The sequence below is a fragment of the Nostoc sp. genome, from assembly GCF_036917775.1.
Lineage (GTDB): Bacteria > Cyanobacteriota > Cyanobacteriia > Cyanobacteriales > Nostocaceae > Nostoc.
Window position 1 is genome coordinate 1 of record NZ_JBALEQ010000098.1, and the last position, 12,857, is coordinate 12,857.

General features: G+C 43.6%; 16 protein-coding genes. 6 read left to right on the forward strand and 10 right to left on the reverse strand.

What is annotated here, in order from left to right:
• The 9 genes from V7K69_RS20335 to V7K69_RS20375 form a co-directional block, all read right to left on the reverse strand.
• On the reverse strand, positions 1–578 hold a 578-nt coding region (locus V7K69_RS20335; RefSeq protein ID WP_335037538.1), incomplete at its 3' end, for an alpha-ketoglutarate-dependent dioxygenase AlkB family protein.
• Between the two features lie 147 nt (positions 579–725).
• The gene (locus tag V7K69_RS20340; protein WP_335037540.1) at positions 726–1,667 is read right to left on the reverse strand and encodes a hypothetical protein; all 942 of its coding nucleotides are present in this window, start codon (positions 1,665–1,667) and stop codon (positions 726–728) included.
• A 31-nt stretch (positions 1,668–1,698) separates the two neighbouring features.
• Positions 1,699–2,157, reverse strand: a complete 459-nt coding sequence (locus tag V7K69_RS20345; protein ID WP_335037542.1) for a DUF1392 domain-containing protein — start codon at positions 2,155–2,157, stop codon at positions 1,699–1,701.
• The gene (locus V7K69_RS20350) at positions 2,154–2,552 is read right to left on the reverse strand and encodes a hypothetical protein (protein ID WP_335037545.1); all 399 of its coding nucleotides are present in this window, start codon (positions 2,550–2,552) and stop codon (positions 2,154–2,156) included. Before V7K69_RS20350 ends, V7K69_RS20345 begins: the two co-directional genes overlap by 4 nt.
• A complete protein-coding gene (locus V7K69_RS20355; protein WP_335037547.1) occupies positions 2,549–2,782 on the reverse strand; it encodes a hypothetical protein in 234 nt (77 codons plus the stop codon). Before V7K69_RS20355 ends, V7K69_RS20350 begins: the two co-directional genes overlap by 4 nt.
• Positions 2,783–2,958: 176 nt before the next feature.
• Complete coding sequence (locus V7K69_RS20360; protein WP_335037549.1) at positions 2,959–3,348, reverse strand: hypothetical protein; 390 nt, start codon at positions 3,346–3,348, stop codon at positions 2,959–2,961.
• Positions 3,349–3,372: 24 nt separating this feature from the next.
• Positions 3,373–3,573, reverse strand: coding sequence for a hypothetical protein (locus V7K69_RS20365; protein WP_335037551.1), 201 nt, complete (start codon positions 3,571–3,573; stop codon positions 3,373–3,375).
• Positions 3,566–3,892 (reverse strand): hypothetical protein, encoded by a 327-nt coding sequence (locus V7K69_RS20370; protein ID WP_335037553.1) that lies wholly within the window; start codon positions 3,890–3,892, stop codon positions 3,566–3,568. The genes V7K69_RS20365 and V7K69_RS20370 overlap by 8 nt, the downstream gene beginning before the upstream one ends.
• A 123-nt stretch (positions 3,893–4,015) precedes the next feature.
• Positions 4,016–4,867, reverse strand: a complete 852-nt coding sequence (locus tag V7K69_RS20375) for a hypothetical protein (RefSeq protein WP_335037555.1) — start codon at positions 4,865–4,867, stop codon at positions 4,016–4,018.
• A 140-nt stretch (positions 4,868–5,007) separates the two neighbouring features.
• On the opposite strand from V7K69_RS20375, the gene V7K69_RS20380 reads away from it, so the two are divergent.
• From V7K69_RS20380 to V7K69_RS20395, 4 genes are all read left to right on the forward strand, one after another.
• Positions 5,008–5,523, forward strand: a complete 516-nt coding sequence (locus tag V7K69_RS20380) for a helix-turn-helix domain-containing protein (RefSeq protein WP_335037557.1) — start codon at positions 5,008–5,010, stop codon at positions 5,521–5,523.
• A gap of 157 nt (positions 5,524–5,680) precedes the next feature.
• Positions 5,681–6,583, forward strand: a complete 903-nt coding sequence (locus V7K69_RS20385) for a hypothetical protein (protein WP_335037559.1) — start codon at positions 5,681–5,683, stop codon at positions 6,581–6,583.
• A gap of 313 nt (positions 6,584–6,896) precedes the next feature.
• Positions 6,897–7,079: a hypothetical protein gene (locus V7K69_RS20390; protein ID WP_335037561.1), complete on the forward strand. Its 183-nt coding sequence runs from the start codon at positions 6,897–6,899 to the stop codon at positions 7,077–7,079.
• A complete protein-coding gene (locus V7K69_RS20395) occupies positions 7,060–7,614 on the forward strand; it encodes a Uma2 family endonuclease (RefSeq protein WP_335037563.1) in 555 nt (184 codons plus the stop codon). Before V7K69_RS20390 ends, V7K69_RS20395 begins: the two co-directional genes overlap by 20 nt.
• 252 nt (positions 7,615–7,866) lie before the next feature.
• Here V7K69_RS20395 and V7K69_RS20400 read toward each other — a convergent pair whose 3' ends face one another.
• Positions 7,867–8,487 (reverse strand): glutathione S-transferase family protein, encoded by a 621-nt coding sequence (locus V7K69_RS20400; RefSeq protein ID WP_335037600.1) that lies wholly within the window; start codon positions 8,485–8,487, stop codon positions 7,867–7,869.
• 245 nt (positions 8,488–8,732) lie between these two features.
• Between V7K69_RS20400 and ybaK the strand changes: the two genes are divergently transcribed.
• Both ybaK and drmD read left to right on the forward strand, forming a co-directional pair.
• Entirely contained in the window at positions 8,733–9,203 is a 471-nt protein-coding gene (gene ybaK, locus V7K69_RS20405; RefSeq protein ID WP_335037566.1) for a Cys-tRNA(Pro) deacylase, read from the forward strand.
• A 419-nt stretch (positions 9,204–9,622) separates the two neighbouring features.
• Complete coding sequence (gene drmD / locus V7K69_RS20410) at positions 9,623–12,844, forward strand: DISARM system SNF2-like helicase DrmD (RefSeq protein ID WP_335037567.1); 3,222 nt, start codon at positions 9,623–9,625, stop codon at positions 12,842–12,844.
• The last annotated feature ends 13 nt before the right edge of the window (positions 12,845–12,857 follow it).

The following is a 12,857-nucleotide window of genomic DNA, read 5'->3' on the forward strand; positions in this document are numbered from 1 at the left end:
GGTCGGAAGGTGAGATTGATTCGGGTGCTAACCACTTTGTTGGTCTTAGGAACCTGATGCAGATGTGTAGACTGACAGCCTGGGTGCATCACAAGCAAACTGCCGTGTTCAAGCCAGAAATCCGTTGCTTTGCCATTTCTCGGTTTGATTTGGAATTTGCGACATGATCCCAGACTCACTGATGCGATAGCTGGATTTATACCCATTGATTGCTCATTGTCGGAGTGCCAGCCAATCGAATCCTGTCCACTGCGGTACTGATTTCCAATGACAATGCGGAATTTGTAACCAGTTAATGCAGTTATGCGATCGCGTAAGTAAGCGAGTTTTTCTGTCCAAGTCAGGGGTTTCAAAAATACGCTGTTGGAATAAAGGTAATCGCAGCCGTAGTCCCCGTAAATGCACTCCAGGCGGGGGACAGGTATTGTTTTACCCATGATTCTGATTTGATTCTGTTGCCACTCCAGTTTTAAACAGTGTTGGTAGAGTTCATTGGCTTGTTCAAGATTTAAGAAATCGGGGTAGTAGGTGATAGGTAAAACTGGGGTTGATTCAGTAAATAGATTGAGTTGTTGCATGAGAGTTTGTCCTTATTTTTGATGAAAATCTAAAAGCTTGTTTCCGAGTTCGAGTGATGAAGCGAAAACTGATACGATGAACCCAGCACTGATCACAAATGCAATTGCAACCAAGCGACCGCCCTATACTAAGGAGTGCGTTCGCTTTTATTTTTTGACCAACACCCGTGGCTTCTTGGTAGCAAAAGCACCCGCAGTTCTTAGTGCAGCAGTCGGATTTGGGTGAGCGAAAAACTCTTCGATTGCCTTCGTCAATCCAGATGCAACCATTGGGTCATGGCAGGCGTAAACGTAAACTGGTTGCTGAGTGCCATTGACCAGTCGCATTTCCTGACGCTCTCCCAGTTGTGGGTAAAATGTGCGAACCCAAGTACCGAGATGACCGCGATAATGCGAACCGCTTAATGGGACTTTCTTTCCCAGTTCGCTCTCTGCAAAGTTCACAACGCCCATCCATTTTTCTTTGCTACCAGAAAGGGCTTGTTGATTGTGTTGGGCTAAGAGATTAGCGGCGAAGTATTGAAAATGCTGCTCCATGTACGGGTTGAGTCTGCCACCTGTAAGTTCTGCTAAAGTCTTCATCGCTTCGACCAAAGTTTGTAGGCGCTGTTCAACCGGTGGCAAGGTAGGGGCAGGGGTAGGATCAACTTTGGGTGTAATGTTAGGCACTGCTGCAACTAGCTCTAAGATGATTGTTCGCACTTGAGCAGCTACTTCCGATTCAGTGAGCAACATTGCGATGCGGAGTGTTCCAGAAGGTGAAAAGACTCTGGCTTGGGCTGTTCGGGATGCTAGCTCCAACTTGGAGCGAGCATCAGACAAGTCTTTACCAGTTAGTTTTTTGGTTTCCTTAGCCTGAAACTCCTTACTGTTTCTTTCGTAGATATACTTAATAGCTGGTATAGAAGATTGAAAATACTGGGCTAACTGCTCAACTGTGGCCCATCCCTCCCCGTTCCATACAGCGAACACTATTGCCTTTGCTTTGCTGAGAACTTCTTGGACGCTCTCATCATCTAAATTAGAAAGTGCAGAAGTTCTTAATGATGGAGACTCGACTAAAACATTTTGATTTAAAGGTAAACTCATCTTGTTCGACTGCTAAGTAAATTTCAAGACTTTAAACATTCACACGCACCAAACTTTTTTCACCAACTAATGAGAAACGATTCGATATAGTTGGTGTCTTAATTAACGTTGGTGACATCAATTCAATAAGGTAAAACCAAGAATTATGCACCAGCGCAATTCCCAAAATCAGCCGTTGTTTTGTTCCTTTATCGTGAGAACATAGAATCACTCTTTCACCCAGAACAAAAGCAGGTTTATGCACCTTGATGGCTTCTAATTCTCCAGTGGCGATGATTTGGTTGTGTGTAGCGTGGAGTATTTCATTACGGCAATCAATTGAATAAATCCAACATTCGTGTTTCCATTGCATACCGCAGCAGTAACCGAAGGTTCTTGTTGTACGGAGAAAAACTCTCTCTAGTAAATTAACTGCAACAGGTGGAATTGTTCCACGCCAGGGTGGAGAAAGATACCAGCTTGTTTGAAGTGCGTTAATGTGGTCAATCATACTCGTCTCCCTAATAAATAATTAATGGCTTCAACATCGAGAGCAGCAATGCGTTTTTTGATTGATTGTGGTGGGTTATCAAAAAACTGCTTAAGATGCCATCTCCGAATTTGGTAATGTCTGGCAGAGCGTGTTGTAGCTTTGAGCCATCCTCTTTTTACCCACCTTGTAACAGTTGAGAAATTCAATTGAAGAACTTGAGCGATTTCCTGGCAGCTATAATTATCAAGAGTGGGACGGGCTGAATAACCTAAGTTGTTTAACTTCAGGTAAATTGCAACAGGTGTGCGTTGATATCCTCGCCTTTTTAGGATTGAAGCTATTTGTTTGACTGTATAGACTTCAGCTTTTGCCTCAATAATTGCTAGTTCTTCATCAGTCCATTTGATATTCATCTGATTGCCTCCTTCTCTGAAGAGATAGAATTGGTGTCTGCCTGTCCTTGTACAATCCGAGCGCTAATAGATTCAAAGTCAACTTGAAAAATGTTCATCTCAGTCTGCATTTTCCCAGTGTTGTAGCGGTCTACTATGTACTGCTTAATTGCGGATTTATTCAGTCCACCAGGGATATCTATGTGCGCTTCACTGGTGATTTTTTCGACTACTGTAACGATGACTTTCATGGCTAATTCCTATCTGATTAATTGAGGATTCAGAAGTAAAATTATTCTGAATCTTGATTTGTGATTTACATTGCCCCAGTTTTTCCTGTGTGCAATAATGGGAATTCTGTAGCGGGAGAAAAACTTCCGTGCGTTCACCTAAAGTAATGGCATTCCTTTAGGTGAACGCTTTTGTCTTAGGTAGAAGTTTCTCGATTGCGCTCTAACTCCCATTGCAAATAAGTCAGTACAGTTTGAGCATCAGCAATATTTAAATCAGGGCTATATCCCAACTCCAGCAGTTGTTTATAGTCTGGGTGCGTAGCAATTTCAGATATCAGGTTTTGGGCTTGTTCAACTAATTGCTGTAGGTTGGGTTTAGACATTTCAACGCCAAGCCTGGAACATAAATCCTCTGCCTTTACACCGAAAGTCCCTGGTTCAATCTCGGTTTCTAACTCTTCAAGTAAAGATTGAAAATTCTGGTGTTCATCGTTAATTTCAACCTCAAACAAATCTGCACTCTTTGTAACGGTGGTTGCCCAATCTGGTAATGTGTGTGGAATCGTCTTAGCGTAAAGTTTCATAATTGGTTCCTCTTCGATTAAGAGCTAAAAATCCTCGGCAATCTCCAACAAAAAACCGCGTCCAGTGTTCTGTACTTGCACCAGTTCTTTATCCAGCAGAGTTTGAATGACTGAATCTGAGAATTGGCATTGGAGAGAGTGCAGAGGAACACAACCGCCGCAAAACTGAAGCACACGCAGCAAATGATTAGCTCTACGGTCAAAACTGTTTGTAGAATTAGCCATTGGTACTACCTCCAGTTACTACGGCTAACTGTTGTTGCAGGATGGAGATTTGACGCTGATAGAATTCAATTTCTGCGGTAATTTGCGTGAACAATTCCTGTGGAGATAACGGTTGGATTTGATTCTCTTGCAAGTACGATATTTCATCAGAATTCTTCTTAGGCATCAGCACATAGCGCCAACCATCATCAAATTGTTCAGCCAACTCTGTACCAGAGGGATAGTAGTAAAGTCCTAGAATCGTGCCTTGTTCTGTGCGCTGCTCCAAACCAAAGCGAGGGTAGCCCCAGTGTTGAGGGATTGATATTGTAGGTTTCATAGATTTAATTGGGGATTGGTGAATAAATAATTAGGGAAAGGGGGAAAGGGCAAAGGGGAAGGGAATGAAGAAATTTACCTTTCCCCCTTTCCCTTTAACCTTTTCCCAGGCGAAGCCCAAGACTTACGCTGTGATTAACTCCGTTCTCTCCAGCAGCCGTTGCAATTTATCGCCAGTTAGCTGTTCTAACGGCTGATCTAAAAAATATTCCTCAAAAATCGATTTACCATCAGTAGACACATCCACCATCGACAGCGATGTCTGCGACGGGCAAAGCCTACGCACAGCATCAAGCACCGAGTTAGAATACTGCTGCTGGACTGAATAACGCCTCTTTACCCACCAGTTACCATCAGTGCATCCGACTTGCCCCAGTTTCACGCCGTTGTTGTAAATGCCATCATCGAGAATTTCAAACCCGTAATTCTGGCACTCGTTGAAGATATGCGCCATGATTAGGTTTTCGGAGGTGCATGGGGTTTCTGTTTGGGCGGGTTCGTTGAGTCTAGTGTCCTGGTGATGCCAAGTAATGAAGCGATAGCATCTAGCCCATGTATTAGCGCGGAATTTTTCTACACCTTCTACCACTACTACCCAAGGTTGGGTTAGGTCATCATCATGGGTAATGCTGGCTATCAGTTCGTCGCCGCAGTAAATTTCGTGATCGTAGAAGGATATTTCTCTTGTTGTCAGTTCTTCAGGGGCTACGGCTTGGGCTTGGTTGGCGATGTAGTTGTCGAGTTCGGCTTGGGCGAGGGCTTGGTTGTCGGGGGCAGCAGGGGCGAGTTTCTGAACCTTGCTTGACTGATAGTTAACAATGGCGGAAATCCAGGCATCCTTACAGCGTTTGTCGCTTACTTCAACTGTGCAGGCGATTTCGCTGTAGATTTGCTTGAGACGGGCAATCGATTTCAGTTGCAGCTGTTGATAAGTGTAAATGGCGTGAGTCATAATTGATAAAGTCTTAATGGACATAGAGAAGCGCTTCAGATTGGTCGTCGGTAGCGCTTTCTCTATTATCAATTTACCGTAAATAGTTTTACGTTGTCAACATACTTTTGACGTTTATCATAAATAGTTTTACTATTTTAGAATCATTAAACGTAAAAGGTTTTATGCTAACCCTAGAGAACTTTCATGTTTTAAGCCTGCCATGTATGGCAATCGAAGACCTAGCCAAATTACCAGAAACCCCGTGTGTGTACTTGGTCGTGAACAGCCAAGGCAAGGTTTTGTATGTTGGCAAGTCAGAAAACCTTAGAAAAAGATGGAAATCTCATTACAAGCTATCTAGCTTGATTGAAGAGTCAGGAATCAGAATTTCTTACGTTGAAGTACAAGAAGATTTGCTTTTTAAAGTTGAAAGAGCATTAATTAACGCCCTGAATCCTCCGCTCAATGAAAATGAACCATCCAAGGGAATCGCTAGTCTGCGACAAAAAGTTGGTTTAACACAACGGCAGTTAGCTGATTTAGTGGGAGTTACGGAAACAACCATTCGGAATTGGGAAAATAATCGCAGCGGTGTTGAATGGTTTGAAAGGGTGGCGAAACTTTGTGATAGCTTGCAATGTACTCCTAATGATTTGTTTGGATATCAAAAGATTGCAGAAACAGAGGAAAAAGCTTGATATTGGGATCATCAATCCTCTGGCTCTTCCCTCTACATCATTTGAGAAGCGATTGTCCTGGGTACTGCGCTCTGCACAATGGCAGTTTCTAACTATGCTTAAAATCTACGTTGCAATTGACTTTGAAAAAATATTGTTGAACTAAAGGGGTGGAATAATGGCTAAACCACCTTCTAAGCGCAACAAAGCCACCTCTGCTTCATCCAGTGACAACACGCCACCAGATAACCAAGACCTTGAAGAAAACCCAGCTACAGCAACAATTACGGTTAGTGCTGTTGAAGTTCCAGAATTAACTGAGCAGGAACAAAGCGATCGCCTGCACTTGGAAAGGAAAGTGGAAAGAGCGTTTTTTGAGGCAGGGAAGGCGCTGACGGAATTACGCGATCGCAGATTATATCGCTCCACGCACAAAACCTTTGATGAATACTGTTTAGACAGGTTTGGCTACAATCGTTCCCGTTCTTACCAGCTAGTTGATGCGGCAGTTGTTGTGGACAACTTGCAAAAATGTCCACAAATTGTGGACATTTTGCCGACAGCAGAGGGACAAGTTCGGCCCATGACCAAACTGGAACCCCAGGAACAGCAAGAAGTGTGGCTAAGAGCAGTAGAACTTGCTGGCGGGAAAGTGCCGACTGGTAGAATTGTGAAAGATGTTGTGCAGCGCATCATGGAGCGTACCCAAGTACCCAATACCTACCAGTTGGGGGAAGTGTGCCAAATTCTCGTAAAGGACAACCCGGAACTCAGGGGTAAGGCTGGATGCTGGGGAATTGTCAGCGCAGTAAACGAGTTTAGTTGCACCGTGAGAATGTGGGATGGCGAGTACGCTGTTGGGTTGCAACATCTGAAGTCTTGCGATTACCTGCCTGCCGAGTGTCAGCAGGTGCGGGAGATTAGCGATCGCATCAGTCAAGTGTATTCTGATTCGCTTGAGGAGACAGTCAAAAGTCTGTTGCACTTATTGGGGAAGGTAAATCGGCCTTATCTTACTGCTGTGGAAGAGAAATTATTGACGCTTCTGGAGTCTGAATATGGCAGAGAGATAACACCCTAAACAATTTTGGCAAATTGGCATTCAATGTCTTTGGATTGCAGTTTCAATGGAGTTAGCAACACAACGGGAAAGTGAAGAAGTTGTACGAGGGAAAAGATAAAACTTCCCGCTTCTTGACATCCAGCTATGCCAGTTGTTTAGTTGAGTGCTGTAAAACCCCTCTACATGATTTATACAGCGCTCAACAGAGTTCAGTTCCCACTCTACAACTGGCTAGAAATGAACAAAACCAAATAGGATTTCAGAAGGTGTAGATAACTGGCATTTCTCTAAGAGCGATGCCTGCGGTGGGCTACGCTTACGTATCAGTAGATTGCAGAACCGCGAAAATTTGGAAAATGCCCCAAGTCCTGTGTTGAAGTACTTGGAGCAGTTTAAACGACCGTATTTGACGGAGGTAGAAGAGAAGGTGTTAGGTTTGATTGAGAACGAATATGGAATTGATGATAGATTTGGCTTTGAGCTAAATAATGGTTATGACTGTAACTACCTATAAATGGACAATTAAACGTTATCACCAAGCAATAGAGGCAGGTATCTTTGACGACCAGTCCATTGAACTATTGCGCGGCGACCTGATTGTTATGCCCCCAGAACGAGAACCTCACGCCTACTACAACACAGAAGCAGCTGATTATCTTCGCACACTGCTCGGTGAACGGGTAAAAATCCGCGATGCCAAACCGATTACCTTACCCAACGATTCCGAACCTGCTCCCGATGTTGCCATTGTCAAACCTTTAGGTGAGGTCTACTTAGAACACCATCCTTACCCAGAAGATATCTTTTGGGTTATTGAATTTTCCAAAGCCACCCTGAGCAAAGATTTAGGTGAGAAAAAAGACATTTATGCTGAGGCTGGTATTGTTGAATACTGGGTTGTCAACCTGAAGACTCCGCAGTTAAAAGTATTTCGTGACCTAAAAAATGGGGAATACAAAACCGAACTGACATTAACTACAGGTACTATTTCACCCCTAAAGTTTCCTGATGTATCTGTCCAAGTTCAGCGTCTTATAAGTAAGATGTAGTGCAGCGCATAATTGAAAGGACGAAAGTAGTACCAAACACCTACCAAATCGGGGAAGTCTGCCAAATTCTTGCTCTTGACAACCCAGTAACTGAGGACTGAGAGGGCGGGTGCTGGGCAATTGTCAGCGCAGTGAATAAATGACTTTAGTTGTACCGTAAGGATGTGGGATGGTGAGTACGCCGTTGGGTTGCATCACCTGAAATCTTACACCAATCCTAATCTTGCTTTCTTGTTACTTTTTCAGCAACCTCTAAGTAAGGATCTTTTTTGGAATAGTTGACTTGACTGATTCACGCTCCTGTAATCTATTAAACCAGTCTCTCAAATAAGGATACTGAAGAAGCCAGTCTTCATTTAAGCGAAAGCTGTAATAACCGAGGGAACATAATGCTGCCACATCTGCTGCTGTCCATGTTTCACCCTCTAACAAATATTTAGTTGAACGCAGTTGGGAATCAAAGATTGGTAAAAGGCGATTAATTAATGTTTCATATTTTTTTCGATAATAAGCAGGAGCTAGATCACCCATAAAATTTAGTACCCATAAACTTATAATATTGTCGCCTAAAGTATCTGCTAGTTGTTCCCATTTACGGCACTCAAGCCGTATGTGAGGAGCGCTTGGGTAAAAGCTAGGCTGTGGATAAGTTTCGTCTAGATACTCCGCAATCAATGTAGAGTCCCAAATTACCGTGCCATCTTGATCTACAAACACAGGGACTTGACCAATAGGAGAAATTTCAAGGAATTCAGGGGGTTTATTGGCTAAATTAATTTCAAGGAATTCACAATCTAAATTTTTCTCTATTAACAATATTCGGATTTTCCGAGAAAAGTTTGATTGCTGATGATAATATAACGTTCTATTCATAGATTTATTTTTACTCAAAAAGTGGGTCTAATAATAAACTGCATTCAAAAATAGTACCCCATGATTGCGAAGAAGGAAGCAATCTCATGGACTCTTACCAAAACCGTTTTATCTTAATCTTTTAGGCATGGTAAACGATTGAATTACAACACCTAAAGTCTTGCAATTATCTACTTGCCGAATGTCAGTAGATGCAGTCTTTAGCGCGTTAGTGGACTGGTAATTAAAGATTGGGAATAAGAGCAATGAAAACCAATGCTGCTCGACTACTTGATAAACTAGGTATTCCCTACCAAATCCTGAGCTATGAAGTAGATCCTGACGATCTCGCTGCTGAGAGTACGGCGCACAAAGTTGGTCTTCCCGCAGAGCAAGTTTTTAAAACGCTAGTAGTCAGAGGTGACACAACAGGTATCTGTTTTGCAGTTGTGCCAGGAAATGCTCAGTTAGATTTAAAAGCCTTGGCGCGGATTTCAGGAAACCGCAAAGTTGAGACAGTTGCCCTGAAGGAAGTTCAGCCACTAACAGGATACATCCGTGGCGGTGTGACAGCTTTAGCGAGTAAAAAAGGCTATCCTGTTTACCTTGATGAAACTGCAACTCTATTTGAGCAGATCACTGTTTCAGGTGGAATGCGAGGTATGTTGCTTCTGCTATCGCCAGATGATTATTTACGTGCCGTCAGTGGCACTTTGGGAGCAATTGTACAAAATTAGTACAGAAATTTTCATCAGAAACCATAAAGCGATCGCTAATCAAAGGAAGCTTATAGCTTACTTGAGAAAAGCTAAGTATTCTTACTAAGAAACTTTATTTTTACCCTACGCTTGAAAACTAATCTACGTAAGACCTCTGAGAAAAATAGTCTGTAAATTGCTTATGAAATAAAAGCTTTAAAATTTCCTTGATAATTAACTAAATAATATAGCCGTATAGAAAAATACTTCATAAGATGTAGCAGGTGCTAAGAACCGAGTAGAAGACTATACTATTTTATACCTGCTACTTATAAAGAACATAGTTGCTTTCTTAGCACTCTAGTCCAACCAGTCATTAGACATAAGGGTTTAGGGGAGTGAGTTTTCATGATTAGAGGAGGGATAATACCAGTCCAGTTACAAAGAGGAAGACACAAATGACTGACATTGTAACTGGACAGATTGTGCGCGTGCGATCGCGGCAATATCTTGTAGAAGAAGTTGTGTCGAAACCCACTAAGGAGCAAGACACTAAAGTTAGCCTTTCTTGTTTAGAAGATGATGCGTTAGGAGAATCGCTAGAAGTCCTATGGGAACGGGAAATAGATGCCAAAATCGTTGGGGCAACATCTTGGGATTCCATTGCTAACCGAGGTTTTGATAATCCGCGTCTGTTTTCTGCCTACCTGCACACATTACGGTGGAATTGCGTAACCTCCACAGATGCCAAGCTTTTCCAAGCGCCTTACCGAGCAGGTATAGAAGTCAAAGCTTATCAATTAGAGCCGCTACGTAAAGCTTTACTGATGCCGAGAGTTGGTTTGTTCATTGCTGACGATGTAGGGCTGGGCAAGACAATTGAAGCAGGGCTGATACTGCGTGAGATGTTGATGCGGCAGAAAGTTAGGCGAGTCGTGATCTCCTGCCCCCCTTCGGTAGTGCGACAGTGGCAAGAGGAAATGGAGAGTCGCTTTGGACTCACATTTATGATTCTGGATCGTGAGTTTATTGCTGCGCGTCGTCAAGAACGGGGTTATGGAATTAACCCTTGGATGACGCACACTCGGTTCATTATTTCCCACGCTTTGCTACGAGATGAAACATACACCGCACCATTACGAGACTGGCTGGGTGATTTTGCAGCAGCTTCTATGCTCATCCTTGATGAAGCTCATAATGCTGCACCTGCAAGTGGTGCAAAGTATGCGGTTGATTCCCAACTTACCAAAACTGTTCGAGACTTAGCGCCACGTTTTGAACACAAGCTGTTTTTATCTGCCACTCCCCACAATGGACATTCCAACAGCTTCGCTGCCTTACTAGAAATTCTTGATCCTCAGCGTTTCTGCCGAGGAGTACCCGTTCGTAATCGCAAGTTGCTGGACACTGTAATGGTGCGGCGCTTAAAACAAGATTTACGAGAGATCGGAGAAGAGTTTCCCCAACGCTACGTTCTTCCTATAGTTATTGATAATCTCCCAGAAGACGCGCCCGAATTAAAATTATCCCGACTGCTGCAACAATATCGCAATCTGCGTGAGGAAAAGCTCAAAGATGCAGCGAAGTCTACCCAGACTACAGCGATGCTGGTAATTACTTCCCTGCAAAAGCGTCTTTTGTCTTCCATTGAGGCATTTGCTCGGACTTTAAAGGTGCATCGGACGGGCATGGAAAAGCAAGCGGCTCACCGCCCCTCTACATATCAAGTCAGTCTACCTTTGCTGTTTGAATCCCCTGGTGCAGATGACGAACGGGCTGAATTTTCCGAAGAGGAAGTAATTGCAGAAGAAGATGCTCAAATGGCAGCAGCTAGTATGCAGGCTGCGGGACAAACAGCGCGTGAACTAGCAATTTTAGATGAGATGGCAGATGTAGCTAATGCCTCTCGCTACCAACCAGATCCACGGATTCAACAACTGGTGGAGTGGATTCGCCAAAATCTTTGTCCCGATCTGGGTCAGCCGAATGCTGCTTGGTTAGAACGACGAGTAATTATCTTTACAGAATATACAGATACTAAACGTTATCTACAGCAGCAATTACAAACAGCAATCGCTAACTCTAACCGCGAACATGAACGCATAGATGTATTTCACGGGGGTATTGGAGAAGAACGCCGCGAAGCGATTAAAAGTGCATTTAACGCTGATCCGGCACGTCATCCCCTCCGAATCCTGATTGCTACAGATGCAGCACGGGAGGGAGTGAATCTGCAAAATAACTGTGCTGACTTATTCCACTTTGATGTGCCGTGGAACCCATCAAGGATGGAACAGCGTAACGGACGAATTGACCGCAATTTACAGCGATCGCCTGTTGTCCATTGTTACTACTTTGTTTTACCGCAACGCACAGAAGACAAAGTATTAGATGTACTGGTGCGGAAAACAGCCACCATTCAACAAGAACTTGGCAGCCTTGCACCAGTGGTTGAAAGAAATGTGTCGCGCTTACTGGCTAATGGGATTCGCCACCAAGAAGTAAATAATCTTGCCGATTCGATTAATAAAGCAGAGCAACTCAGTAACAAGGAAACAGTAAATACACAGGTAATAAATGAGGAACTGGAGCAAGCCAGACTCCGCCAACAGGATTTGACTAAACAAGTAGAGAATTTACAAGAAATGTTGAAAGACTCGCGGGATTGGTTGGGACTAGATGACAATCACTTCCGTAATGCCATCTCTGCTTCTTTAGAAATTTTGGGAGTCCCAACACTTGCCCCTGTAGATGTGAATGAGGTTGCTAACAATCCTGTAACTGCCCGTTGGACAATTCCGGCTCTCGACCAGCGTACTGGTGCAGATCCAACATGGTCAACTACACTTGATACCCTGAGAACACCTCGGAAAATCGGACAAAAGCCTTGGGAATGGCGGAAAGAAGCACCAATTCGTCCTGTAGTCTTTCGAGATCCTGGTTCCTTGGATGGGGATGTAGTTCATCTGCATTTAGAACACAGAATTGTCCAGCGTTTACTGAGCAGGTTTTTAGCTCAGGGTTTCTTGCACGATGAATTAACTCGTGCTTGTGTTTGTCTGACTAATGACCCAATGCCAAAAGTGATTGCACTGGGACGGCTGGCTCTGTATGGTGAACGGGCTTCTCGCTTACACGACCAAGTAATTGCAGTAGCAGCAGAATGGTCAGACCCAATCAGCCGAGGACGCAAGAAACTTCATTCTTTAAGAGAAGGCGAGAAAGACAACGTACTGGAATTACTGGAAAATTCCCTAGCTTCCCCACACTTGCTGGAAGTTGCCGAAGCGGTGAAAGAGCGATTGAAAAAAAGTGCTGCCCAAGATGTAGCAGAATTAATTCCTCATCTAGAACGCCGCGCTACAGCTTTGGCGGAAAGTGCTGAGAAAAAGCTGGCTAATCGGGGTACTAAAGAAGCTGTTGAGATGAAGAACATTCTGGAAGAACAGCAGACCCGAATTATCAAGTGTCAGGAAGAATCTAAGGCAGTGCAGTTGTCTCTTCCATTTATAGAAGAACAGCGCCAATTGGATGCAGACCGTCGCCATTGGGAAAAACGCCTTCAAGCGATCGCAACCGAACTAATTTCAGAACCAGCCCGAATTGAAGCCGCCTACAAAGTGAAAGCAGTGCGGGTTGAGCCAGTCGGCGTAATTTATTTATGGCCGATTTCCGGCTAGAGGGAGTATAAAC